At 63.6% G+C, this 22,956-nt stretch carries 21 protein-coding genes; 13 read left to right on the top strand and 8 right to left on the bottom strand.

What is annotated here, in order from left to right:
• Positions 1-17: 17 nt before the first annotated feature.
• Positions 18-239 carry a YgdI/YgdR family lipoprotein gene (locus M2S36_RS18960; protein WP_063913882.1) on the bottom strand — a complete coding sequence of 74 codons (222 nt, stop codon included), beginning with the start codon at positions 237-239 and terminating at the stop codon, positions 18-20.
• Positions 240-427: 188 nt separating this feature from the next.
• On the opposite strand from M2S36_RS18960, the gene moaB reads away from it, so the two are divergent.
• Both moaB and M2S36_RS18950 read left to right on the top strand, forming a co-directional pair.
• Positions 428-967: a molybdenum cofactor biosynthesis protein B gene (moaB, locus tag M2S36_RS18955; protein ID WP_025338313.1), complete on the top strand. Its 540-nt coding sequence runs from the start codon at positions 428-430 to the stop codon at positions 965-967.
• Between the two features lie 22 nt (positions 968-989).
• On the top strand, positions 990-2,177 hold the full coding sequence (locus M2S36_RS18950) for a molybdopterin molybdotransferase MoeA (protein ID WP_333957671.1): 1,188 nt from the start codon (positions 990-992) through the stop codon (positions 2,175-2,177).
• On the opposite strand, the gene M2S36_RS18945 is transcribed toward M2S36_RS18950, so the two are convergent.
• Complete coding sequence (locus M2S36_RS18945; protein ID WP_207831712.1) at positions 2,166-3,413, bottom strand: glycosyltransferase family 4 protein; 1,248 nt, start codon at positions 3,411-3,413, stop codon at positions 2,166-2,168. The two genes, M2S36_RS18950 and M2S36_RS18945, sit on opposite strands and share 12 nt — an antisense overlap.
• 346 nt (positions 3,414-3,759) lie before the next feature.
• Here M2S36_RS18945 and yegS point away from each other — a divergent pair, with 346 nt between their 5' ends.
• Positions 3,760-4,647, top strand: coding sequence for a lipid kinase YegS (gene yegS / locus M2S36_RS18940; RefSeq protein ID WP_333957628.1), 888 nt, complete (start codon positions 3,760-3,762; stop codon positions 4,645-4,647).
• Here yegS and M2S36_RS18935 read toward each other — a convergent pair.
• The 3 genes from M2S36_RS18935 to M2S36_RS18925 all read right to left on the bottom strand — a co-directional run bounded on the left by M2S36_RS18935 (position 4,631) and on the right by M2S36_RS18925 (position 6,958).
• Entirely contained in the window at positions 4,631-5,290 is a 660-nt protein-coding gene (locus M2S36_RS18935; protein ID WP_063913887.1) for a response regulator, read from the bottom strand. The two genes, yegS and M2S36_RS18935, sit on opposite strands and share 17 nt — an antisense overlap.
• Positions 5,280-6,176, bottom strand: coding sequence for a sensor histidine kinase (locus tag M2S36_RS18930; protein ID WP_233687108.1), 897 nt, complete (start codon positions 6,174-6,176; stop codon positions 5,280-5,282). Before M2S36_RS18930 ends, M2S36_RS18935 begins: the two co-directional genes overlap by 11 nt.
• 272 nt (positions 6,177-6,448) lie before the next feature.
• Positions 6,449-6,958, bottom strand: coding sequence for a histidine kinase (locus M2S36_RS18925; RefSeq protein WP_207831709.1), 510 nt, complete (start codon positions 6,956-6,958; stop codon positions 6,449-6,451).
• A 351-nt stretch (positions 6,959-7,309) separates the two neighbouring features.
• Here M2S36_RS18925 and M2S36_RS18920 point away from each other — a divergent pair, with 351 nt between their 5' ends.
• A complete protein-coding gene (locus tag M2S36_RS18920; RefSeq protein ID WP_207831707.1) occupies positions 7,310-8,245 on the top strand; it encodes a chemotaxis protein CheV in 936 nt (311 codons plus the stop codon).
• Between the two features lie 56 nt (positions 8,246-8,301).
• Positions 8,302-9,105 (top strand): MOSC domain-containing protein, encoded by an 804-nt coding sequence (locus M2S36_RS18915; protein WP_333957626.1) that lies wholly within the window; start codon positions 8,302-8,304, stop codon positions 9,103-9,105.
• Between the two features lie 129 nt (positions 9,106-9,234).
• On the opposite strand, the gene M2S36_RS18910 is transcribed toward M2S36_RS18915, so the two are convergent.
• Positions 9,235-11,160 (bottom strand): transglycosylase SLT domain-containing protein, encoded by a 1,926-nt coding sequence (locus tag M2S36_RS18910; protein ID WP_233694883.1) that lies wholly within the window; start codon positions 11,158-11,160, stop codon positions 9,235-9,237.
• A gap of 221 nt (positions 11,161-11,381) precedes the next feature.
• Here M2S36_RS18910 and M2S36_RS18905 point away from each other — a divergent pair, with 221 nt between their 5' ends.
• The gene (locus M2S36_RS18905; RefSeq protein ID WP_063913893.1) at positions 11,382-13,310 is read left to right on the top strand and encodes an ATP-binding cassette domain-containing protein; all 1,929 of its coding nucleotides are present in this window, start codon (positions 11,382-11,384) and stop codon (positions 13,308-13,310) included.
• 124 nt (positions 13,311-13,434) lie between these two features.
• On the opposite strand, the gene M2S36_RS18900 is transcribed toward M2S36_RS18905, so the two are convergent.
• Entirely contained in the window at positions 13,435-13,875 is a 441-nt protein-coding gene (locus tag M2S36_RS18900; RefSeq protein WP_056806485.1) for a universal stress protein, read from the bottom strand.
• 110 nt (positions 13,876-13,985) lie between these two features.
• On the opposite strand from M2S36_RS18900, the gene M2S36_RS18895 reads away from it, so the two are divergent.
• The 7 genes from M2S36_RS18895 to M2S36_RS18865 all read left to right on the top strand — a co-directional run bounded on the left by M2S36_RS18895 (position 13,986) and on the right by M2S36_RS18865 (position 22,416).
• Positions 13,986-14,423 (top strand): hypothetical protein, encoded by a 438-nt coding sequence (locus M2S36_RS18895; protein ID WP_207831702.1) that lies wholly within the window; start codon positions 13,986-13,988, stop codon positions 14,421-14,423.
• 611 nt (positions 14,424-15,034) lie between these two features.
• Positions 15,035-17,182 (top strand): fatty acid oxidation complex subunit alpha FadB, encoded by a 2,148-nt coding sequence (gene fadB, locus M2S36_RS18890; RefSeq protein ID WP_207831700.1) that lies wholly within the window; start codon positions 15,035-15,037, stop codon positions 17,180-17,182.
• A 31-nt stretch (positions 17,183-17,213) separates the two neighbouring features.
• Entirely contained in the window at positions 17,214-18,389 is a 1,176-nt protein-coding gene (gene fadA / locus M2S36_RS18885; RefSeq protein ID WP_013971712.1) for an acetyl-CoA C-acyltransferase FadA, read from the top strand.
• A gap of 77 nt (positions 18,390-18,466) precedes the next feature.
• Entirely contained in the window at positions 18,467-18,718 is a 252-nt protein-coding gene (locus tag M2S36_RS18880; protein WP_023661154.1) for a DUF1653 domain-containing protein, read from the top strand.
• Positions 18,719-18,818: 100 nt separating this feature from the next.
• Positions 18,819-21,428: a type I DNA topoisomerase gene (gene topA, locus M2S36_RS18875; protein WP_063913896.1), complete on the top strand. Its 2,610-nt coding sequence runs from the start codon at positions 18,819-18,821 to the stop codon at positions 21,426-21,428.
• A gap of 188 nt (positions 21,429-21,616) precedes the next feature.
• The gene (locus tag M2S36_RS18870) at positions 21,617-22,132 is read left to right on the top strand and encodes a DUF6586 family protein (protein ID WP_063913897.1); all 516 of its coding nucleotides are present in this window, start codon (positions 21,617-21,619) and stop codon (positions 22,130-22,132) included.
• Positions 22,133-22,182: 50 nt separating this feature from the next.
• Entirely contained in the window at positions 22,183-22,416 is a 234-nt protein-coding gene (locus M2S36_RS18865; protein WP_085625656.1) for a hypothetical protein, read from the top strand.
• A 50-nt stretch (positions 22,417-22,466) separates the two neighbouring features.
• Here the strand turns inward: M2S36_RS18865 and sulA are convergent, their stop codons facing one another.
• Positions 22,467-22,943, bottom strand: a complete 477-nt coding sequence (gene sulA, locus M2S36_RS18860; protein WP_207831698.1) for an SOS-induced cell division inhibitor SulA — start codon at positions 22,941-22,943, stop codon at positions 22,467-22,469.
• Positions 22,944-22,956 lie beyond the last annotated feature (13 nt).

Here is a 22,956-nt window from a genome sequence, read left to right as displayed (position 1 = left end):
CAAAAAACAGGGTGCGATCAGAGCTCTTTGACGGTGCGGATCTGGTCCTTGTTCAAGCGCGTGCGCTTGCCGTCCAGTTGCTCGAATTCGTAGAAGCCCGAGTCTTCATCGTACTTCGGTGTGTCGGTGGCCTGGATTTCGCGACCGTCATTCAGGGTAATGACGGTTGGCGATGCGCAGCCAGCGAGGGCGCCCAGGCCCAAGACGAGCAGGAAGGCGGGTAGGGTCCGTTGAATCATCGTGTTTCTCCAGTGCGATGGTGCTAGATGACATTAAGACGCAGGGCGTCCACGCAAGTTCCGTCTACAGTGCAGCATAGCGGCAAACCCGGGGCATTGATCGAAGGCAAGGGCCACGGGCGTCACGCTGTGATGGGCGCGTGCTGTGTTATAACTGCGGCCATCCCATCTTCTTGTGACGGACCCCCATGAAAGCCAAGGCAGATACCCCCTTCGTGCCGCTGAACATCGCCGTGCTCACCGTCAGCGACACCCGCACCTTCGACACCGATACCTCCGGCCAGCTGTTCGTCGACCGCCTGAGCGCGGCCGGCCATCGCCTTGCCGAGCGCGTGCTGCTGAAAGACGACCTGTACAAGATTCGCGCCCAGGTTGCCACCTGGATTGCCGATGACAGCGTGCAGGTGGTGCTGATCACCGGCGGCACCGGCTTTACCGGCCGCGACAGCACGCCCGAGGCTGTGGCCTGCTTGTTGGACAAGCAGGTAGAAGGCTTTGGTGAGCTGTTCCGGCAGATTTCCGTGGCCGACATTGGCACCTCCACCGTGCAGTCGCGCGCCCTGGCCGGGCTGGCTAACGGTACCTTGGTGTGCTGCCTGCCAGGCTCGACCAATGCGGTGCGCACTGGTTGGGACGGTATCCTCGCCGAGCAGCTGGATGCCCGCCATCGCCCTTGCAACTTCGTGCCGCACCTGAAACAGGCAGCAGCCTGTGACAGCCGTGGCTGAGGTCAGCCAGGCCCGGCCGCTGATGCCGGTGGAACAGGCCCTGGAGCAACTGCTGGCATTGGCCGACGCGGCTCCGATCCGCGACACCGAGAACCTGCCACTGGCCGAGGCCGAGGGCCGTGTGCTGGCCGCTGACCTGGTGGCCTCGCTCGACCTGCCGCCTTGGCCGAACAGTGCCATGGACGGTTACGCCCTGCGCCTGGCTGACTGGCAGGGCGAACCACTGCCGGTCAGCCAGCGGATTTTCGCCGGCCATGCGCCGCAGCCGCTGCAAGCGGGCACCTGCGCGCGCATCTTCACCGGGGCACCGCTGCCCGAAGGTGCCGACTGCGTCGAGATGCAGGAAAACACCGAAGTGGCAGAGGATGGCCGGGTACGCTTTCTCGAGCCGTTGAAAGCCGGGCAGAACATTCGTCCCCAGGGCCAGGAAACCCGCAAGGGCGAACAGGTGATGAGCGCTGGCACCCGGCTGGGGCCGATTGAGCTGGGCCTGGCTGCGACCTTGGGCCACGGCCGCCTGGATGTGGTGCGCAAGGTGCGGGTGGCGGTGCTGTCCACCGGTGACGAACTGGTCGAGCCCGGCCTGCCGCTGGGGCCGGGGCAGATCTACAACAGCAACCGCCGGCTGCTGGTCAGCTGGTTGCAGCGGCTGGGCTGCGACGTGGTCGATGCGGGCATCCTGCCGGATGACCTGGCACGCACCCGCACCTGCCTGGCCGAGCTGGGTGATGTCGACCTGATCCTGTCCACCGGCGGTGTCTCGGTGGGGGAAGCCGACTACCTCGGCGCCGCCCTGCGCGAAGCCGGCGAGCTGGCCCTGTGGAAGCTGGCGATCAAGCCCGGCAAGCCGCTGACCTTCGGCCACTTCCAGGGCGTGCCGGTAATCGGCCTGCCGGGCAACCCGGCCTCGACCCTGGTCACCTTCGGCCTGCTGACCCGGCCCTACCTGTTGCGGCGCCAGGGCGTGGCCGATGTCACGCCGCTGCGTTTCGACATGCCGGCCGGTTTTGACTGGCCCAAGCCCGGCACGCGCCGCGAGTACCTGCGCGCCCGCATCGAACAGGGCCAGGTGCGCATCTACAAGAACCAGAGCTCTGGCGTGCTGCGCAGCGCGGCCTGGGCCGAGGGGCTGGTGGAAGTGCGCGAAGGCAGCACGCCGAAGCAGGGTGACAGCGTGCCGTTCATTCCCTTCAGCGAGCTACTTGGCTGAGCGGCCCAGCCAGGCACTGGCCAGCGGCGCGGCCTCGGCCGGTGCCGCCTGGGCCAGGCGCATGTGCACGTTCTCCAGTTGCTGGGCGGCCACGCTCCAGTCGTGGCGCTGGCGGGCGAACTGGCGCCCGGCATCGCTCAACTGGCTCATGCGCCAGGGCTGGTTGAGCAACTGGGTGATCAGCAGGGCCAGCTGGTCGCCATCCTCACTGCCCAGGTAGTGCTCGCCGTTGTTCGCGGCCAGGCCTGAAACGCCTTTGCCGGTGGTGATCACTGGCAAGCCGGCGGCCATCGCTTCGAGGATTTTCACCTTGGAACCACCGGCATAGCGCAGCGGTGCGAAGAACAGTGCCGAACGCCGCTGCAGTTCACGCAGGTCGGGGCGGTAGCCGAACCATTCGATACGCGGGTCGTTCCAGTGCAGTTTCCAGCTGGCCGGCATGGCATGCCCGGCAATCGCCAGGCGCACCGCCGGATTGCTCATCCACACCTGCGGCATGATGTCTTCCAGCGCCCATTCGATGGCCTCCAGGTTGGCGCCACACTCGAAGTTACCTACGAACAGCAGGCGCTGGCTGTGCAGCGCAGGTTGCACGTGCTGGTAGAAATCACAGTCCACGCCATTGACCACCACGTTCACCGGGCGCCCGCTGATTTGCGCGATCAGCTCGGCATCGTGGGCGCTGACCGCCACCAGTTCGGTGGGTTGGCGCAATACCCGCTGTTCCCAGCGTCGATAGCGCCAGCGGTCGAAGGCGTTGAGCGGGCGCAACCACAGCGGCAGGCGATCGTGGCTGGCGCCACCCATCACCGATTCCAGGGTGTGCTCGCAGAGCATGTACGGCAGTCCGCGTGCCTGCAGGGCCTTCTCGAACGGCTGGAAGCTGTAGCTGTGTTCGATCTGGATCACGTCCCAGGGCTCGTCCAGCAATTGCTCGAAGCGGTGCCGCAGGCGAGGGGCCAGGCCATTGATGATTGCCCGCATGGGGTAGTCCAGGATCGGCGAGGCCAGCAGGTTCAGCGGGCTGTGCAGGGGTCGACGGGGCAGCACGATCAGGCGTTCGAGCAAGGGTTCCAGGGCCTCGCGGGCAGCATCGCCGAGGGGGTTCTTCGATTGCACCAGCAGGGTAATCCGGTGGCCCCGTTGTGCCAGTGCGCGTATCAGGTGGTATTGCCGGGTCTTGCTGCCGCTGGTGGTCGGCCAGGGCAGGTACGGCAGTGTCCAGAGAATGCGCATGACCCGGAATCCTCGCTAAAGGTTGCGGATAGCAAGACGCGCCCTTAGGCGGCAGTGATAAAAACCACTGCCGGGGCGCGTCCATGGCAAGAAAGGTGTATCTGCTGAGCATAGCCGTGCATTGCCACACTTGGGAAAAAGACAGGCCAACGCTTGTCGGTTAATGGCCGGCCAACGCGGTCACTTGTGGGAGCGGCCTTGTGTCGCGATAGGGCCGCAGAGCGGCCCCGGCAATGGCCGCTCCCACAAAATTGACCGCGTTGGCCCATTATTTTCTGTGGGCATGCAACGATCCGGGATTGCAGAGGGTCGAGATCTGGGGTGATCACTTCACGGAGGCGCGTATATGCAAGGGCGCAAGGCAATGCTGATCCTGCACGGCAAGCAGGCCATGAACGAAGACTTGCGCAGCGCCGTGCACGGCCTGCGCGATAGCGGCTGGGTGCTGGATGTGCGGGTCACCTGGGAGGCCGGTGACGCTCAGCGCCTGGTCAACGAGGCGCTGGCTGCCGGTTACGGCCATATCGTTGCCGGAGGCGGGGATGGCACGCTGCGCGATGTTGCCGAGGCCATGGGCCTGGCGGGTACCCAGGCCAGCCTGGCGTTGTTGCCACTCGGCACGGCCAACGATTTTGCCAGGGCTGCCGGCATACCCCTGGAGCCCGCCACGGCGCTGGCCTTGCTGAACATACCTGCACAGCCAATAGACCTGGGCCAGGCCGGCGACCAGTTGTTCCTCAACATGGCCACGGGCGGTTTTGGCAGCCAGGTCACGGCCAACACCTCCGAAGACCTGAAGAAAGTGCTGGGCGCCGCCGCCTACCTGTTCACCGGGTTGTCGCGCTTCAGCGAACTGCAGGCGGCCTCGGTGGCGCTGCAAGGGCCGGACTTCCACTGGCAGGGTGACCTGCTGGCGCTGGGGATCGGCAACGGCCGCCAGGCCGGGGGCGGGCAGGAGCTGTGCCCTGAGGCGCTGGTGGACGATGGCTTGCTCGACATCGCCATCCTGCCGGCACCACAGGAGATGGTCGGGGCGCTGCGTGACCTGTTGGCCGGTAACGGGCTGTTCGTCCGGGCCCGGTTGCCCTGGGTCGAGATCAAGTGCTCGCAGGGGCTGGACATCAACCTCGATGGTGAGCCGGCGCAGGCAGACACGTTGCGCTTCCAGGCCAGGCCCGCTGCACTGCGCCTGCACCTGCCGGCCGGGTCGCCGTTGCTCAGTCGTCCAGGCTGATGATTTTCTCGCGCACGGCGAACAGCACCAGGCCGGCCACGTCATGGATCTGCAGGCGTTTCATGATTTGCGAGCGGTGGGTTTCCACGGTCTTGATCGACAGGCCCAGGCCGGTGGCGATTTCCCGGGTGGCCTTGCCGCGCACGATCAGGCGCAGGATCTCCAGCTGTCGCGCCGTGAGGTTATGCCGCTCGCCAGCGGGTTGCTTGCCCTGCCTGGCGCGCTGCAGCGCCTGGTTGATGACCGTATGGGCGATGGCTGGGCTGAGGTAGCGCTCGCCGTTGCGCACCGCGGCCAGGGCCTGCTCCAGTTCGGTGGCGCTGGTGTCCTTGAGCAGGTAGCCGTGGGCGCCGCTTTCCAGGGCCCGCATGATCAGGTCCGGGTCGGTGTGCATCGACAGGATCAGCACCTTGCAGGTGCTGCCGCTGGCGCGCAGTTGGGTGAGAGCATCCAGGCCGCTGGTCGAACGCATGGAGATGTCCAGCAAGACGATGTCCGGCGCCAGTTTGCGTACCTGTTCGAGCAACTGGCTGCCATCGTCGGCTTCACCGATTACATCATAGCCAGGGATGTCGCAGACCAGTGCGCGCACCCCGGCACGGATCAGCGAGTGGTCGTCCACCAGCAGCAGTCTACAGGTCATGGGTGGCAGTACTCCTGGCGCGTTGCTGGGTGCGCGGTGGCCATGGGAACACCGCCTCGATGCGCGTGCCCAGGCCGAGCTGGCTGGTGATGTCGAGGCTGCCCTGCAACGCGGTTACCCGCTCCTGCATGCCGGCCAAGCCGCGCTGGCCAGCTTCGGCCGGTTGCCTGGCGGGTACGAAACCACGGCCATCGTCGTGGATCGACAACGCCAACCCCTCGGGGATGCGCTGCAGACGGACGACCAGGTTGTGTGCCTGTGCATGGCGCAGCATGTTGGTCACGGCTTCCTGGGTAATGCGGAACACCGCCATGGCCACGGCCTCGTCGATGCCGCCCAGGCGCTGGTTGCACGCCAGGCTCCAGTTCACTCCGCTGTTGCCCAGGGTGCGCATCAGGTGTGCCCGCAGGCTGGCTTCCAGGCCAAGGCTGGCCAACTGCCGCGGGTTGAGCAGGGCGGAGACATCGCGCACGTTACCCAGGGTGTCATCCAGCGTGCTGCGCAGGGCGTCGCAGTGGCCTTGCAGCTCATCGGGCATGCGCCTTTGCAGCCACTGCAGCTGCAGCTTGGCGGCGGTGAGCAGCTGGCCGATGTCGTCGTGCAGTTCCCGGCTCAGGTGCTGGCGCTCGTCTTCCTGGACCTTGAGCATGCGCTCGGCCAGTTCCGCCGGGCGCAGGCTGATCGACCTGGCGCGCAGGCCCAGCTGCACGGCGGCGCCCAGCGTGGCGGCCAACTGCAGCACCAGCAGGCTGGCCGGGATCGACTGGTCGGCCAGGTACAGCAACAGGTTGGCGACCAGCGAGGCCACGCACAGCCCGACCGTCGCCCAGCGCAGCAGGGGAGTGCGGGAGCCGCAACGCAAAGGAGTCTTCAAGCGTGGGAACATAAGTAGGGAAGCCACTGAAGTATTGCTGATGGAGGCCTTGCACAATCCTTGTCAGAGGCTTTGGTGCAGTACTTTCGATTGTTTTTTTCGTACACGAGACCTTGCGACCTTGCTGCAGGTTGCAAGCGTTTGTGGGGGCGCATATTACCACTTTGCACTGCATCGGTCGCGGTCGGGTAGCGCTTTGAAACGCCTGCCAGACGGGCGCTGGCGGGTAGCAAAGTGCCACCCGGCTTGATCGCGCAACGTGCCTGGTTGCACTTCGTGTCGGGTCAATATCTGGGAGATGAGCGGCCTGGCTGCGTGCCGTCGGCCATCTCGGTGTGCGGGTGGATGCATACGTTGCCTTGGTCGTCGCAGGGTATGCAGGCTCGTGTAAAAGGTTGCCGCACGACCTTGGCCAGTTCACCCAGCAGCACCAGTTGCTCGCCAATGTCCAGGTTAAGCCGCCCGGTACACGGATCGACCAGTTCCAGTTGCCAGGCCAGCAGGGTCAGGCAGGCCCCTACTGCGGGCAGGGCTTCGCGCTGCAGGCAACCACCATGGCAGGCCGGGGCCAGCAACTGCTGCAGGGCGGTGGTGTAATGGGCGACTTCGCGCAGGCCCAGGTGTGTGGCCTGTCGAGCGAGGTTGCCGAGGGTATTGTCCAGGCAGTGGCAGGCATCCGGGTCGTTATCGATCAGTTCCAGGTGCTGCAGGCATTCCTGGGCCTGGGTCAGCAGCACCTGGGCATCCAGCAGAAACCCCTGCAGGGCGTCATCGAACGATAAGGCGCTGTCCATCATGATGCTCCCGCGCGTGGGGCAGGCGCAGGTGGCGGGCACGCCAAAACGATAGCTAGCAAAAGCCTGACTCCATTCATGCAATGAGAATGGCGTCACATTAATGGCTAAAGGATATCGCGAACATCAGGTTGCACCCGATTGTGGCTAAGGGTTTCCCTGATGCTCGGCTCAGGTGGGGAACTTTTGCAGTCCCGCTGGCTCAGCCCAAGCTGCTCGCAGTAAAGCATGATGGTAAAGTGATATCAATTGCCTTCACGGCATTTTCCCGCAAGGGTCAAGGTGTGCGTGAAGCCGCCGATACAGGGTGGATGATTTCACTTTTTCCGACTCAAGGCTGGGGGTTTTCCAATGGCTGGCATTCTCGACACGGTAGACCAACGCACGCAACTGGTGGGTGAGAACCGCCTGGAAATCCTGATGTTTCGCCTGGCTGGCCGCCAGCTGTTCGCGATCAACGTGTTCAAGGTGCAGGAAGTGCTGCAGCTGCCCAAGCTGACCCTGATGCCCCAGCGCCACGCTTTCGTCTGCGGGGTGGTCAACCTGCGCGGCCAGACCCTGCCGGTGATCGACCTTTCCCAGGCGATCGGCATGCGCCCGCTGCAGCCGGGGCCGGACAGCACCATCATCGTCACTGAATACAACCGCTCTGTGCAGGCCTTCCTGGTCGGCGGTGTCGACCGCATCGTCAACATGAACTGGGAGGCGATCATGCCGCCGCCGTCCAGCGCCGGACGCCAGCATTACCTGACCGCCATCACCAAGGTCGATGACAAGCTGGTGGAAGTGATCGACGTGGAGAAGGTGCTGGCCGAGATCGTGCCGTACAACGCGCGGGTTTCCGGCGACAAGCTCGCCGACCCGGTGCTGGCCCGGGCCCGCGGCCGCGAAGTACTGCTGGTGGACGACTCCAGCGTGGCTCTGGCGCAATTGCGCGACACTCTGTCCCAGCTGGGCGTGAAGCTGCACGTGGCCAGTGATGGCTTGAAGGCTTTGCGCATGCTCAAGGGCTGGGCCGACGCAGGCGAAGATGTGTGCGAGAAACTGCTGATGGTGTTCACCGATGCCGAGATGCCGGAAATGGACGGCTACCGGCTGACCACCGAGATCCGTGGTGATGCCCGTTTGCGCCAGCTTTACGTGGTGCTGCATACCTCGCTGTCCGGCAGTTTCAACGAGTCGATGGTAAAGAAGGTGGGCTGCGACAACTTCCTTTCCAAATTCCAGCCTGATCGCCTGGTCGACGTGGTCAAGCAACGCCTGTTGCTGGATATTGCCACTGCGTGATCCCGGCCCCTGCCGGGTATAAGCTTGGCGTTTTGGCATGGCGCGAGGCGGCAGGGATGTTTCTCAGTGAGCTGTATCGGTACCCGGTGAAGTCGGGGCAGGCGCAAAGCCTGCAGGCTTCACCGGTGGGTTTGCTAGGGTTGCAGGGCGACCGGCGCTGGATGGTGGTGGAGGAAGAAAACGGACGCTTCCTGACCCAGCGCGCCTGGCCACGGCTTGGCCTGATCAAGGCGAGCGATGATGATCACGGCCAGTTGCTGCTGGAAACACCTGGGCAGGCACCGTTGCGGGTGCCTGTGCCACCTGCCGATGACGCCCTGCGCGGCGTGACCATCTGGCGCGATACCCTGCGCGTGCCGGATGCGGGCGATGCGGCGGCGGCCTGGCTGAGCGAGCTGTTGGGCAAGGCCGTGCGCCTGGTGCATTGCCCGGAGCAGCGCGCGCGTTATCTGCCCAATGGCTATGGCCTCAACAGTGACCGGGCGGCGTTCCCGGACGGCTTCCCCTTGTTGCTGATCGGCCAGGGTTCGCTGGACGAGCTCAACCGGCGTATCGGCCGGCCCATGGAGATGCTGCGCTTCCGGCCCAACCTGGTGGTGCGGGGCGCGGAACCGTTTGCCGAGGATGGCTGGAAGCGGATTCGTATCGGCAGCCTGGAGTTTCGCGTGCTCAAGCCCAGTGTGCGCTGCATCTTTACCACCATCGACCCGGCTACCGGCGAGCGCAGTGAGGATCGCGAGCCGATGGCCACGCTCAGGACTTTCCGCGAGAAGGAGGGGGATGTGCTGTTCGGGCAGAACCTGGCGGTGGATGGTAGTGGGTGGCTGGAGGCAGGGATGCAGGTCGAAATTCTGGAGTAGCTGTGTTGCCTGTGCCGGCCTCTTCGCGGGTAAACCCGCTCCCACAGGTACTGCACCGCATTCAGGAGTGGTGCAATACCTGTGGGAGCGGGCAAGCCCGCGAAGAGGCCGGCACAGGCTCAGCGACAATCACATGTCATCGAAGTACCGCTCATGCCAATCCACCAGCGGCTGCGGCGAGTTCAGTTTCTGCCCGTAGATCACCGAATACGACAGCACGTTCTGCACGTACTGGCGCGTTTCGTCGAACGGGATCGACTCCACCCACACATCGAAGCTCAGGTGCTTGGCGCCTTTCAGCCACTGGCGCACACGCCCCGGCCCCGCGTTGTAGGCCGCTGAAGCCAGCACCCGGTTGCCGTTGAACTGGCTGTGCACCTGGCTCAGGTAGGCAGCGCCCAGCTGGATGTTCTTGTCCGGGTTGAGCACCTGCGCCGGTGACGCCAGCGGAATGCTGAACTTGCGGGCGGTTTCCTTGGCCGTGGCCGGCATCAGCTGCATCAGGCCGCTGGCGCCCACCGGCGAACGGGCATCTTCCATGAAGGCACTTTCCTGACGAGTGATGGCAAATACCCAGCTCGAATGCAGGCCGCGGACCTTGGCCTCGCGCACCAGGGTGTCGCGGTGGGCCATCGGGAAGCGGATGTCCAGGTCGTCCCAGTACTGCGCCTGGCTGATGGTGCGAATGGCCGGGAAGTACCAGCGCAGGTCGTAGCCCAGGCGCGCCTGGGCGACCATTTCGTCGCGGCTGAAGTGGCGGCTGACGTGGTACCACTCGCGGCGGCCTTCGACGATCTGGCCACGGGCGTGGAACTCCAGGGCACGGCGGATGCCCGGGGTGTTGCGTACCTTGTTGACCAGCTGCGGGCTGAGTACCAGCGGCTTGTTGTTCAACTGGTAAGGCGTCTGTGCCCGGTCGGCGGCGAGGAAGCCGTAAAAGTCACGCTCACGCGCCACGGTCTTGTACAGCAGCGGGATCTGCGGGTTGTTCGGCTGCGCCAGCTCCAGGCTGCGCGCCTGCCAGTACTTCCAGCGGCTGCTGCTGGCCAGGTCCTGGGGCAGGCGGCGGGTCAGCTCGTAGGCGTCTTCCCAGCGGCCCAGGCGCAGCAGCAGGCGCAGGCGCCATTCGCTGACGGTGTTGTCACGCAGCTCGGGGTCGTAGCGGGTCATCAGGTCGAGCGCGCGCGGGTCGTAGCGGCGCGCCAGGGTCAGGCCGATTTCGCGGGCGATGGCCACCTTCTCGTCACGGGAAAAGTGCATGCGCTGGGCGTAGTCGTCGAGCAGCGCCATGGCCCGCTCCGGGTCCTGCCGGGCCAGGCGGCGCAGGCCGAGGCTGACCACGTCGGACATGGCTTCGTTGACCGGGGTGAAACGCGACGGCTGGTTGAGCAGCTCGGGCTTCTGGGCCACATCGACCAGCAGGCGCCCCTGCGGGCCGAGCGTAGTCAGGGTGTTGACCAGGTTGTTGGCCAGGCTGTAGTTGCGTGCCTGGGCCGCCAGTTTGGTGCGTTGCCAGCGCTTGGCCTCGGTCAGCTGGCCTTCGGCCGCCCACATGCCGAACAGCGTGTCGCAGGTGGCCGGCTGCGACTTGCCGACGTTCCACAGTTTGTCGGCCGTGGCGTAGCCCTCGGCGCGCAGGCCGTGGCTGATCTGGTACTGGCCGTTGAGGCAGTCCAGTTCGGTGAAGTTGAGCTTGGGGTCGTAGTACTTGACGAAAGTGTTCCATTCGCCGCGCTCGGCCAGCCAGCGCAACCAGCGCAGTTTCATCCAGTTGGCCTGGGGCAGGTCGCCATGCTTGGCGAGGAAGCCTTCGATTTCCTGGTTGCTGGCGGTTTTCAGGCGGGCGGTGAGCTCGTCGTAGGCCAGGTAGGGCGTCAGCGGGTAGTCGCTGAGGGCCTGGGCATAGCGCAGGTACGGGCCTTTGTCGCCTTTGGCCAGCGCGCGCTTGGCTTCGTCATAGTACTGGCGTTGCAGGGTAAGGTCGGCGGCCTGCGCCGCGCAGGTGGCGGCGGTAAGCAGCAGGCAGGAAGCAATATGTAACAGGCGGCTGCGCATGATACGTCCGGGCAGTTGAACCATGGGAAAGTGACGGCGGAGCCAGCACTGTTGGAAGCTATTGCCTTAGCTTAGCTGTTTGCCGGCGGCGGGTGAAAGCACTGTGCTTGTATCGGGATATTAAGTTCGACCAGATGTCGCAATACCCTCGCCGGGTGGCCAGGCGGATGCCGTCGGGGGCCAAGTCAGGTAGAATGCGCGCCCGATTTATGGAGACCAACATGACCCTGCTCAAATTCAGCGATGTGTCCCTCGCATTCGGCGCCATGCCGCTGCTGGACAACGTGTCCTGGCAGATCGCTCGTGGCGAGCGGGTGTGCATCATCGGCCGCAACGGCACCGGCAAGTCGAGCATGCTGCGCCTGGTCAAGGGCGAGCAGAAGGGCGACGACGGCGAAATCTGGCGTGCCCCGGGCCTGAAGATCGGCGAGCTGCCACAGGAGCTGCCGGTGGCCGACGAGCGCACGGTGTTCGATGTGGTGGCCGCAGGCCTCGACGGCGTGGGCGAGTTGCTGGCGCAGTTCCACCACCTGAGCCTGAACATCCAGGGCGATGAAGACCTGGAAAAACTCATGCACGTCCAGCACGAGCTGGAAGCCCGTGACGGCTGGCGCCTGCAGCAGGTGGTGGAAAGCACCCTCAGCCGCCTGCAGCTGCCGGCCGACAAGACCCTGGCCGAGCTGTCCGGTGGCTGGCGCCGCCGCGTGCTGCTGGCCCAGGCGCTGGTGTCGGAGCCCGACCTGCTGCTGCTCGACGAGCCGACCAACCACCTGGACATCGGTGCCATCGCCTGGCTCGAAGAGGCACTGCGCGGCTTCAACGGCGCGGTGCTGTTCATCACCCACGACCGTTCCTTCCTGCAGAACCTGGCCACCCGCATCCTCGAACTGGACCGCGGCGGCCTGATCGACTGGAACGGCGACTATGCCAGCTTCCTGGTGCACAAGGAGGCCGCGCTGGCCGCCGAGGAAACCGCCAACGCGCTGTTCGACAAGCGCCTGGCCCAGGAAGAAGTGTGGATCCGCCAGGGCATCAAGGCCCGCCGTACCCGCAACGAAGGGCGCGTGCGCGCGCTGAAGGCCCTGCGCGTGGAGCGCAGCGAACGCCGCGAGCGCCAGGGCAAGGCCAACATCCAGATCGAGGCGGCGGAAAAGTCCGGCAAGCAGGTGATGGTGCTGGAGAATGTCAGCTTCCATCACCCCGAAGGGCCTGTACTGGTCAAGGACTTCTCCATGGTCCTGCAACGTGAGGACCGCATCGGCCTGCTGGGCGCCAACGGTACTGGCAAGACCACCCTGCTCAAGCTGATGCTCGGCGACCTGGAGCCGACCGCAGGCAAGGTCGAGCGCGGCACCAAGCTGGAGGTGGCCTATTTCGACCAGATGCGCCACCAGCTCGACCTGGAAAAGACCGTTATCGACAACCTGGCCGAAGGCCGCGATTTCATCGAGATCGACGGCCAGAACCGCCACGTGTTGAGCTACCTGGGCGACTTCCTGTTCAGCCCTCAGCGTGCCCGCACGCCGGTCAAGGCGCTGTCGGGTGGCGAGCGTGCACGGCTGTTGCTGGCCAAGCTGTTCAGCAAACCGGCCAACCTGCTGGTGCTTGACGAACCGACCAACGACCTGGACGTGGAAACCCTCGAACTGCTCGAGGAGGTGCTGTCCAACTACAAGGGCACCGTGCTGATGGTCAGCCACGACCGGGCCTTCCTCGACAACGTCGTCACCAGCACCCTGGTGTTCGAAGGCGAGGGCAAGGTGCGTGAGTACGTCGGTGGTTACGAGGACTGGATTCGCCAGGGTGGCTCGCCAAAGCTGCTGGGCGTGACCGAGAGCAAGGGCGGCAAGTCCGAGCTCAACAGCGCGGTGGTTGAAAAGGTCGAGGCCAAGCCAGCGCCTGCGCCTGTTGCAGCGGTGGCCGATGGTTCGAAGAAGAAGCTCAGCTACAAGCTGCAGCGTGAGCTGGAAATGCTGCCGGGGCAGATTGACGAGTTGGAGCAGCGCATGGCCGAGGCCCAGGAAGAAGTGAATGCGGCGGGCTTCTATCAGCGGCCGATTGCGGAAACCTCGGCGGTGCTGGCGAAAATCGAGAAGCTGCAGGGCGAGCTGGATGTATTGGTAGAGCGCTGGGCCGAGCTGGAAGGCTGATTGGCGTTAGCCTGATCCGGCCTCTTCGCGGGTGAACCCGCTCCCACAGGTACTGCACCGCATTCAGCAGCGGCGCGGTCCCTGTGGGAGCGGGTTCACCCGCGAAGAGGCCGGCCCGGTTGAATCATTCCTTCTTCTGCAACCGCACCGCCAGTACATCGCACGGCGCGCCATGCAGCACGTCATTGGCCGTGGAGCCCAGCAGCAACGCCAGGCCGTGACGGCCATGGCTGCCGACCACGATCAGGTCGCACTTCTGGTCCTTGGCCAGCTGGTGGATTTCCTGGCGCGGCTGGCCATAGGTCAGGTGCGAGTCGCCGCGGTGGATGTCCGGGTATTTGTTGAACAGGCGCTCCATGCGCTCCTTGGCCTGGTCGAACTGCTGCTGTTGCAGCTGCGACAGGTCCATCGGCACGTCACCGCCGAACGCCATGGCCATCGGCTCGACGATGTGTACCAGCGAAACCTTGGCATTCGACGGCGCGGCGAGCGCCATGGCACGTTTGATCACCGGGTCGCATTCTTCGGTCAGGTCGACGGCGACCAACAAATGTTCGTATTGCATGAGCGGAACTCCTGACAATCGCGATAGAAGAAGTATGGTCGCTTTCGGGCGGGTCTTCCGTGAAAAATGGCTAACCAGCTCATTTGCAACGTTTTATGGGAACTACTGATATGACGGTATTGCTGGTGGTGTCAATCCTTGCGCTGATTCTCAGCCCGCTTTCCTGGCTGCGCACCTCGCGCAAGCAGAGCGAGCAGATGAAGCTGCGCCTGGAGGCGCGGCGCATGGGCCTGGCCATGCAGCTGGCGCCGCAGCAGTGGCCGCACTGGCTGGAAAAGGAGCCGCCAAGCCCGTGCCCGCAATACCATCGGGCACGTCGTCGCGGGCATGAGGATAGCTTCAGTTTCTGGCAGATCACCCCGGGGGTGTGGTTGAACCAGTGGCGTGAACCCTGCGAGGACCCGCGCTTCATGGAGCCCCTGGCGCGCTTGCCGGCAAGTGTCTACAAGGTCGAGGCCGATGCCCGGATGATCGCGCTTTACTGGACCGAGCGGGGCGATACGGGTGTATTGCAGGATGTTGCCTACGTCCTCGAAGCACTCGCCTGATACCTGTCTGGCACGGTCATTGTGGGAGCGGGCATGCCCGCGAACACCGGCGCAGCCGGTGCCAGCCACCGCGTTGAATTCTTCGCGGGCACGCCCGCTCCCACAGGGAATGCGGAGGTTTCAATAGCTATGAACGACAAAGCGGCGGCTTGGCAGAACCCTGAAGGGGTGGGGTGCCAAGTCGCCGCTTTGCGTTCTGCTGCGCAGAAAAGGCCAGGCAGGCCGGGTATGCATTCAAGCAAGTGCCAGTGTAGCCGTTCGAAGTCGCCGCGCAAGGCAAAAGCTTAAGCATTTTCCTGCGGTTGATGGTCAATCTCCGACATGAATAGTCAGCAATCACCGTCAGCATGTTTAGTACCTGGACGCTACAAAATGACCGGAAAGTCGTGTTTTCACCTTGCTTGCGAGCATTTGACAACGCCGATCTTTTCGGAGAATGTGTGCACACCCAAATCAAACGGGCGTATGAATTGAGCGTTTGTATGTCATGACGCCAAGCCATACTTCCGACTAGCGCGCTGACGGGTGTGCCTGGGGCAGGGCAGCTAAACCTGCTTTTGCTGCAGCGATCGGCGTGTACAGTTCAGCTTCCATATCGTGGAGATCAGTTGATGATTTACGAAGGTAAAGCCATCACGGTTAAGGCTCTTGAAAGTGGCATCGTCGAGCTCAAGTTCGACCTCAAGGGTGAGTCCGTCAACAAGTTCAACCGCCTGACCCTGAACGAGCTGCGCCAGGCCGTCGATGCCATCCAGGCCGACGCCTCGGTCAAGGGCGTGATCGTCAGCAGTGGCAAGGACGTGTTCATCGTCGGCGCCGACATCACCGAGTTCGTCGACAACTTCAAGCTGCCCGAGGCCGAACTGGTCGCCGGCAACCTGGAAGCCAACCGCATCTTCAACGCCTTCGAAGACCTCGAAGTGCCGACCGTCGCCGCCATCAACGGCATCGCCCTGGGCGGCGGGCTGGAAATGTGCCTGGCCGCCGACTACCGGGTCATGTCCAGCAGCGCCAAGATCGGCCTGCCGGAAGTCAAGCTGGGTATCTACCCGGGCTTCGGCGGTACCGTGCGCCTGCCGCGCCTGATCGGTTCGGACAATGCCATCGAGTGGATTGCCGCCGGCAAGGAAAACCGTGCCGAAGACGCCCTGAAGGTGGGTGCCGTCGATGCCGTGGTCGCGCCGGAACTGCTGATGGCCGGTGCCCTTGACCTGGTCAAGCGCGCCATCAGTGGCGAGCTGGACTACAAGGCCAAGCGCCAGCCCAAGCTGGAAAAGCTCAAGCTCAACGCCATCGAGCAGATGATGGCCTTCGAGACCGCCAAGGGCTTCGTCGCCGGCCAGGCCGGCCCGAACTACCCGGCCCCGGTCGAAGCCATCAAGACCATTCAGAAGGCCGCCAACTTCGGCCGTGACAAGGCCCTGGAAGTCGAGGCCGCAGGCTTCGCCAAGCTGGCCAGGACTTCGGTTGCCGAAAGCCTGATCGGCCTGTTCCTCAACGACCAGGAACTCAAGCGCAAGGCCAAGGCGCATGACGAAATCGCCCACGACGTGAAGCAGGCCGCCGTGCTCGGCGCTGGCATCATGGGTGGCGGCATCGCCTACCAGTCGGCGGTCAAGGGCACCCCGATCCTGATGAAGGACATCCGCGAGGAAGCCATCCAGCTGGGCCTGAACGAGGCCTCCAAGCTGCTCGGCAACCGCGTCGAGAAGGGCCGCCTGACCCCGGCCAAGATGGCCGAGGCACTCAACGCCATTCGCCCGACCCTGTCCTATGGCGATTTCGCCAATGTCGACATCGTCGTCGAGGCCGTGGTCGAGAACCCGAAAGTCAAGCAGGCCGTGCTGGCCGAAGTGGAAGGCCAGGTGAAGGACGATGCGATCCTCGCTTCCAACACCTCGACCATCTCCATCAACCTGCTGGCCAAGGCGCTCAAGCGCCCGGAAAACTTCGTCGGCATGCACTTCTTCAACCCGGTGCACATGATGCCGCTGGTGGAAGTCATCCGTGGCGAGAAGTCCAGTGAAGTGGCGGTCGCCACCACCGTGGCCTACGCCAAGAAAATGGGCAAGAACCCGATCGTGGTCAACGACTGCCCGGGCTTTTTGGTCAACCGCGTGCTGTTCCCGTACTTCGGCGGCTTTGCCAAGCTGGTCAGCGCCGGTGTCGACTTCGTGCGTATCGACAAGGTCATGGAAAAGTTCGGCTGGCCGATGGGCCCGGCGTACCTGATGGACGTGGTCGGCATCGACACCGGCCACCACGGCCGCGATGTGATGGCCGAAGGCTTCCCGGACCGCATGAAGGACGAGCGCCGCTCGGCCGTTGACGCACTGTACGAGGCCAACCGCCTGGGCCAGAAGAACGGCAAGGGCTTCTACGCCTACGAAACCGACAAGCGCGGCAAGCCGAAGAAGGTCGCCGACGCCAGCGTGCTCGACGTGCTCAAGCCGATCGTCTTCGAACAGCGTGAAGTCACCGACGAAGACATCATCAACTGGATGATGGTCCCGCTGTGCCTGGAGACCGTGCGCTGCCTGGAAGACGGCATTGTCGAAACTGCCGCCGAAGCCGACATGGGCCTGGTCTACGGCATTGGTTTCCCTCCCTTCCGCGGTGGTGCGCTGCGCTACATCGACTCGATCGGTGTGGCTGAATTCGTTGCCCTGGCCGATCAGTACGCCGACCTGGGGCCGCTGTACCACCCGACCGCCAAGCTGCGTGAAATGGCCAAGAACGGCCAGCGCTTCTTCAACTGAGCGGTCAACGAGCTAGAGCGAGAGATTTGATATGAGCCTGAATCCAAGAGACGTGGTGATTGTCGACTTCGGTCGCACGCCGATGGGCCGCTCCAAGGGTGGCATGCACCGCAATACCCGCGCCGAAGACATGTCGGCGCACCTGATCAGCAAGCTGCTGGAGCGCAACGACAAGGTCGACCCGAAAGAGGTCGAGGATGTGATCTGGGGCTGCGTCAACCAGACCCTCGAGCAGGGCTGGAACATCGCCCGCATGGCCTCGTTGATGACCCAGATCCCGCATACCTCCGCAGCGCAGACCGTCAGCCGCCTGTGCGGCTCGTCGATGAGCGCGCTGCACACCGCCGCTCAGGCGATCATGACCGGCAACGGTGATGTGTTCGTGGTCGGCGGCGTGGAGCACATGGGCCACGTCAGCATGATGCATGGCGTCGACCCCAACCCGCACCTGTCCTTGCATGCCGCTAAGGCTTCCGGGATGATGGGCCTGACCGCGGAAATGCTCGGCAAGATGCACGGCATCACCCGTGAGCAGCAGGACCTGTTCGGCCTGCGTTCGCACCAGCTGGCCCACAAGGCCACGGTCGAAGGCAAGTTCAAGGACGAAATCATCCCGATGCAGGGCTATGACGAGAACGGTTTCCTGAAGGTGTTCGATTTCGACGAAACCATTCGCCCGGAAACCACCCTCGAAGGCCTGGCGTCGCTGAAGCCGGCGTTCAACCCGAAAGGCGGTACCGTCACTGCCGGTACTTCGTCGCAGATCACCGACGGTGCGTCGTGCATGATCGTCATGTCCGGCCAGCGCGCCATGGACCTGGGGATCCAGCCATTGGCGGTCATCCGCTCCATGGCGGTGGCCGGTGTCGACCCGGCGATCATGGGCTATGGCCCGGTGCCGTCGACCCAGAAAGCCCTCAAGCGTGCCGGCCTGACCATGGCCGACATCGACTTCATCGAGCTCAACGAAGCCTTTGCCGCACAGGCCTTGCCAGTGCTGAAGGACTTGAAAGTGCTCGACAAGATGGATGAGAAGGTTAACCTGCACGGCGGCGCTATTGCCTTGGGCCACCCGTTCGGTTGCTCCGGGGCCCGGATTTCCGGCACCCTGCTCAATGTCATGAAGCAGAATGGCGGCACTCTGGGGGTGGCGACCATGTGCGTCGGCCTCGGCCAAGGTATCACCACTGTCTTCGAACGCGTCTGATCGCGTAGCGGGACAGCGACCGGGGCCTTGCGCCCCGGTTTTGTTTTTTACAGGTTTTATTCAAGAGGGTGGGCAACATGCAGATACAACCAGGCGTATACCGGCATTACAAAGGGCCTGAGTACCGTGTCTTCAGTGTTGCACGGCATTCCGAGAGCGAAGAGTGGATGGTGTTCTACCAATGCCTGTATGGTGATTACAGCTTCTGGGTACGGCCACTTTCCATGTTCCAGGAGTCCGTCGAGGTTGACGGCGAGCAGGTGCCACGCTTTGCTTTGGTCAAGGCCGAAGAGGGGCTGCCCGGGTTGCTGGGCAAGTCGCACGAGTGATAGTCCGAACTTGACCTCACACTTTTGCCACTATATATAGCGGTGCCGCGTCTGGCACCTGACGCGTTTTTTATCTTCAGATTCAGGAATACTCCGATCCATGGGCAAATCGCTGGTCATTGTGGAATCCCCGGCCAAGGCCAAGACCATCAACAAGTACCTGGGCAACCAGTACGTGGTGAAGTCGAGTATCGGCCATATCCGAGACCTCCCCACCAGCGGTTCGGCCAGCGCCAGCAAAGAGCCGGCCGCCAAGCGTGGCAAGGCCGCGGGTGAGGCTCCGGCCCTGTCGCCGAAGGAAAAGGCCCGCCGCCAGCTGGTGGCACGCATGGGCGTCGACCCCGATCATGGCTGGAAGGCCAAGTACGAGATCCTGCCTGGCAAGGAAAAGGTGATCGAAGAACTGCGCCGCCTGGCCAAGGATGCCGACACCATCTATCTCGCAACCGACTTGGACCGCGAAGGGGAGGCCATTGCCTGGCACCTGCGCGAGGCCATCGGCGGCGACGACACCCGCTACAAGCGCGTGGTGTTCAACGAAATTACCAAGAAGGCCATCCAGGATGCCTTCTCGCAGCCAGGCGAGCTGGATATCGACCGGGTCAACGCCCAGCAGGCACGACGCTTCCTCGACCGCGTGGTCGGCTACATGGTTTCGCCGCTGCTGTGGGCCAAGATTGCCCGTGGCCTGTCCGCCGGCCGTGTACAGTCGGTAGCGGTGAAGCTGGTAGTGGAGCGCGAACGTGAAATCCGTGCGTTCATCCCGGAAGAGTACTGGGAAATCCACGCCGACCTCGGCACCGCCAAGAACGCCAAGGTGCGTTTCGAAGTGGCGCGCGAAAAGGGTGAGGCCTTCAAGCCGTTGAACGAAGCGCAGGCCATGGCAGCGCTGGAGAAGCTCAAGGCTTCCAGCTACAGCGTGGTCAAGCGCGAAGATCGCCCGACCAGCAGCAAGCCGTCGGCACCGTTCATTACCTCCACCCTGCAGCAGGCGGCCAGCAACCGCCTGGGCTTCGGTGTGAAGAAAACCATGATGATGGCTCAGCGTTTGTACGAAGCGGGTTACATCACCTACATGCGTACCGACTCGACCAACCTGTCGGCCGACGCCCTGGACATGGCACGCAGCTACATCGAGCGTGAGTTCGGCAAGCAGTACCTTCCCGAGGCACCGCTGGTGTACGGCAGCAAGGAGGGCGCCCAGGAGGCGCACGAAGCGATTCGTCCTTCTGACGTGAATACCCACCCGACCAAGCTCAGTGGCATGGAGCGCGACGCCGAGCGCCTGTACGAGCTGATCTGGCGCCAGTTCCTGGCCTGCCAGATGCCGCCAGCGCAGTACCTGTCCACCAGCGTCACCGTGGCTGCGGGCGATTTCGAGCTGCGTGCCAAGGGCCGCATCCTCAAGTTCGACGGTTACACCCGTGTGCTGCCGCAGCAGAGCAAGCCGGGCGAAGACGACGTGTTGCCGGAAATGGTCCAGGGCGAAGCGCTGAAGCTGATCCAGATCGACCCGAGCCAGCACTTCACCAAGCCACCGGCGCGCTTCACCGAAGCCAGCCTGGTCAAGGAAATGGAAAAGCGCGGCATCGGCCGCCCGTCGACCTATGCGGCGATCATCTCGACCATTCAGGACAGAGGCTATGTGACCCTGCACAACCGCCGCTTCTATTCCGAGAAGATGGGCGATATCGTCACCGAGCGCCTGTCCGAGAGCTTCTCCAACCTGATGGACTACGGCTTTACCGCCGACATGGAAGAGAACCTCGACGACGTGGCCCAGGGCGAGCGTGACTGGAAGAACGTGCTCGACGAATTCTACGGCGACTTCAGCAAAAAGCTGCAGACCGCCGAGTCCAGCGAAGACGGCATGCGCGCCAACCAACCGACCATGACCAACATTCCGTGCAAGGAATGTGGCCGGCCGATGATGATCCGCACCGCCTCTACCGGCGTGTTCCTCGGCTGCTCGGGCTATAGCCTGCCGCCAAAAGAGCGCTGCAAGGCCACCGTCAACCTGGTGCCGGGCGACGAGATTGCCGCCGACGACGAGGGTGAATCGGAATCCCGCGTGCTGCTGGGCAAGCACCGCTGCCCTATCTGCGCCACGGCGATGGATGCCTACCTGCTGGACGAGAAGCACAAGCTGCACATCTGCGGTAACAACCCGGATTGCACCGGCTACGAGATCGAAGAAGGCAACTACCGCATCAAGGGCTACGAAGGGCCGAGCCTGGAGTGCGACAAGTGCGGCAGCGAGATGCAGTTGAAGACTGGCCGCTTCGGCAAGTTCTTCGGTTGCACCAACCCGGCGTGCAAGAACACCCGCAAGCTGCTCAAGAGCGGCGAGGCGGCGCCACCGAAGATGGACAAGGTGGACATGCCGGAGCTCAAGTGCGAGAAGGTCGACGATACCTACGTGCTGCGTGATGGCGCTTCGGGGTTGTTCCTGGCCGCCAGCCAGTTCCCCAAGAACCGCGAAACCCGTGCGCCGCTGGTGCTGGAGATCGTGCCGCACAAGCATGAGATCGACCCGAAGTACCACTTCCTGTGCGATGCGCCGCAGAAAGACCCGGATGGCCGCCCGGCGGTGATCCGTTACAGCCGCAAGACCAAGGAGCAGTACGTGCAGTCCGAGGTTGATGGCAAGCCGACCGGCTGGAAGGCGTTCTACGACGGCAACGCGTGGAAGGTTGAAGACAAGCGCTGATCTGTCAGTGCTGTAATTGGGGCCGCTTTGCGCCCCTTCGCGGGCTTGCTCGCTCCTACAGGTACAGCGCAGGCCTTGGGCTTGATGCAATTCCTGTGGGAGCGGGCAAGCCCGCGAAGGGGCGCAAAGCGGCCCCAATCATTTATGATGCAGCTATCCGCCTTGCAGCCTCATGGGAGGGCACAGAAATGGCCCAGGAACTCTACACCCGCACCAACCAGAAACTGTTCTTTGCCGGCCTCGCCCTGGAATCCATGGCCAAGGCCGAACAAAGCCAGGCCATGAATGCCCAAGGCCTGGTCCAGGCCGAACGCGAGTCGGCGCTGTTCCACCTGTACGGCGCACTGCTGGGCCTGTGTCATGAAATTGGTGGCTTCTACCGCCTGCCTGTGGTTGCAACGGTTGAGCAAGCACTGGCTGACGACGCCCTGAACGGCATCGCTATTCCGGAAGTGGCCGAACTGCTGGAGCTGGCCCGCCAGCGCGAAACCTGGTTGGCGCAAATGCTCGGTGCTTATGCCGATTTGTTCCGACCACCGGTCGCGAAAAAAGCGCCGAAAACCGACGTCACCCAGCCACTGATCCAGGCCGTCAATCTCGATGAGCCCGAGCATCCGGCGTTGTCGCGTGCCGAACTGGAAAGCTGGCGCAACAACCTCAAGGGCCTGGTGAGACGTTTCCGTGACGCGTTGAGTGAGTGCTGATAGCAGCTACGGCTGGTACAATGCCGGCCTTTCGCGGAGAACTGCCATTTATGTCTACGTCGTTTCTGGAAATTGTCGAGTTGCCTGATGGCCGCATCGAACTGCGTCGCGCCGAGGATGAGGGCTCTCTGGTAACCCTGGATTTCTCGGAAGACGCCAAGGCGTTCCTGCAGGGCCAGCATGTGGAGGTGGCCAAGGCCATGCTCAGTGTGGGTGTACAGATGGCCGGTCGCCTGATGGATGGCGAGCTTGAGCATGACGAAGGGCCACGCGTGCTGCACTGAGGTGCAGCAGGGGCATCAGGCTTTATGCAGTGACAGGCGAAGCCTGAACATCAGCCGAGGCGGATGTTCAGGCTTTGTGCGTTTCCGGCACTGGCAGCGCGCAGCAATTGCTGGCGTGCAGTGGCGTTGACGTTGCCCAGCCAGCTGACCACGGTGTGGCTGAGCCCCAGGCGCAAGGCTTCGCAGGCCAGTTGAAGCGGGCTTTGATTGCCGCGAGGTTGCAGCAGCAGGATACGTTCACGGTTGAGCCCGGCATCGCGCAGCCAGGCCTGGGTCAGGCTCGACGGCGGGGCGATCAGGGTCAGCCAGCGGGTCTCGTCCTCTTCGCTCAGTTCGCGCAGCACCGGTGCCAGCAGGCTTTGGCAGTGCCCGGGGGCTCCGCGTAGCGACAGTTCGCTGAACAGCTCGGGCTGGTTGCTCTTGCGCGCCACTTCGCTGACTTTCAGGCCAGGCAGTACGGGCTGGGCGAGGAATGCTTCGAACAATGGCAACTGGGCTTGCTCGGGTGCGTGAATGAACTGCTGCATGACGCCTCCTGGA

The organism is Pseudomonas sp. SF2, assembly GCF_036858055.1.
Taxonomy (GTDB): Bacteria; Pseudomonadota; Gammaproteobacteria; order Pseudomonadales; family Pseudomonadaceae; genus Aquipseudomonas.
The sequence above is the reverse complement of the archived record's forward strand: the minus strand, read 5'-3'. Positions and strand labels throughout refer to the sequence as shown.

Excerpts from the sequence above, each read along its gene's own strand:
- M2S36_RS18960 (WP_063913882.1), bottom strand. The coding sequence starts at position 239 with ATGATTCAACGGACCCTACCCGCCTTCCTGCTCGTCTTGGGCCTGGGC.
- moaB (WP_025338313.1), top strand. The coding sequence starts at position 428 with ATGAAAGCCAAGGCAGATACCCCCTTCGTGCCGCTGAACATCGCCGTG.
- M2S36_RS18950 (WP_333957671.1), top strand. The coding sequence starts at position 990 with ATGCCGGTGGAACAGGCCCTGGAGCAACTGCTGGCATTGGCCGACGCG.
- M2S36_RS18945 (WP_207831712.1), bottom strand. The coding sequence starts at position 3,413 with ATGCGCATTCTCTGGACACTGCCGTACCTGCCCTGGCCGACCACCAGC.
- yegS (WP_333957628.1), top strand. The coding sequence starts at position 3,760 with ATGCAAGGGCGCAAGGCAATGCTGATCCTGCACGGCAAGCAGGCCATG.
- M2S36_RS18935 (WP_063913887.1), bottom strand. The coding sequence starts at position 5,290 with ATGACCTGTAGACTGCTGCTGGTGGACGACCACTCGCTGATCCGTGCC.
- M2S36_RS18930 (WP_233687108.1), bottom strand. The coding sequence starts at position 6,176 with ATGTTCCCACGCTTGAAGACTCCTTTGCGTTGCGGCTCCCGCACTCCC.
- M2S36_RS18925 (WP_207831709.1), bottom strand. The coding sequence starts at position 6,958 with ATGGACAGCGCCTTATCGTTCGATGACGCCCTGCAGGGGTTTCTGCTG.
- M2S36_RS18920 (WP_207831707.1), top strand. The coding sequence starts at position 7,310 with ATGGCTGGCATTCTCGACACGGTAGACCAACGCACGCAACTGGTGGGT.
- M2S36_RS18915 (WP_333957626.1), top strand. The coding sequence starts at position 8,302 with ATGTTTCTCAGTGAGCTGTATCGGTACCCGGTGAAGTCGGGGCAGGCG.
- M2S36_RS18910 (WP_233694883.1), bottom strand. The coding sequence starts at position 11,160 with ATGCGCAGCCGCCTGTTACATATTGCTTCCTGCCTGCTGCTTACCGCC.
- M2S36_RS18905 (WP_063913893.1), top strand. The coding sequence starts at position 11,382 with ATGACCCTGCTCAAATTCAGCGATGTGTCCCTCGCATTCGGCGCCATG.
- M2S36_RS18900 (WP_056806485.1), bottom strand. The coding sequence starts at position 13,875 with ATGCAATACGAACATTTGTTGGTCGCCGTCGACCTGACCGAAGAATGC.
- M2S36_RS18895 (WP_207831702.1), top strand. The coding sequence starts at position 13,986 with ATGACGGTATTGCTGGTGGTGTCAATCCTTGCGCTGATTCTCAGCCCG.
- fadB (WP_207831700.1), top strand. The coding sequence starts at position 15,035 with ATGATTTACGAAGGTAAAGCCATCACGGTTAAGGCTCTTGAAAGTGGC.
- fadA (WP_013971712.1), top strand. The coding sequence starts at position 17,214 with ATGAGCCTGAATCCAAGAGACGTGGTGATTGTCGACTTCGGTCGCACG.
- M2S36_RS18880 (WP_023661154.1), top strand. The coding sequence starts at position 18,467 with ATGCAGATACAACCAGGCGTATACCGGCATTACAAAGGGCCTGAGTAC.
- topA (WP_063913896.1), top strand. The coding sequence starts at position 18,819 with ATGGGCAAATCGCTGGTCATTGTGGAATCCCCGGCCAAGGCCAAGACC.
- M2S36_RS18870 (WP_063913897.1), top strand. The coding sequence starts at position 21,617 with ATGGCCCAGGAACTCTACACCCGCACCAACCAGAAACTGTTCTTTGCC.
- M2S36_RS18865 (WP_085625656.1), top strand. The coding sequence starts at position 22,183 with ATGTCTACGTCGTTTCTGGAAATTGTCGAGTTGCCTGATGGCCGCATC.
- sulA (WP_207831698.1), bottom strand. The coding sequence starts at position 22,943 with ATGCAGCAGTTCATTCACGCACCCGAGCAAGCCCAGTTGCCATTGTTC.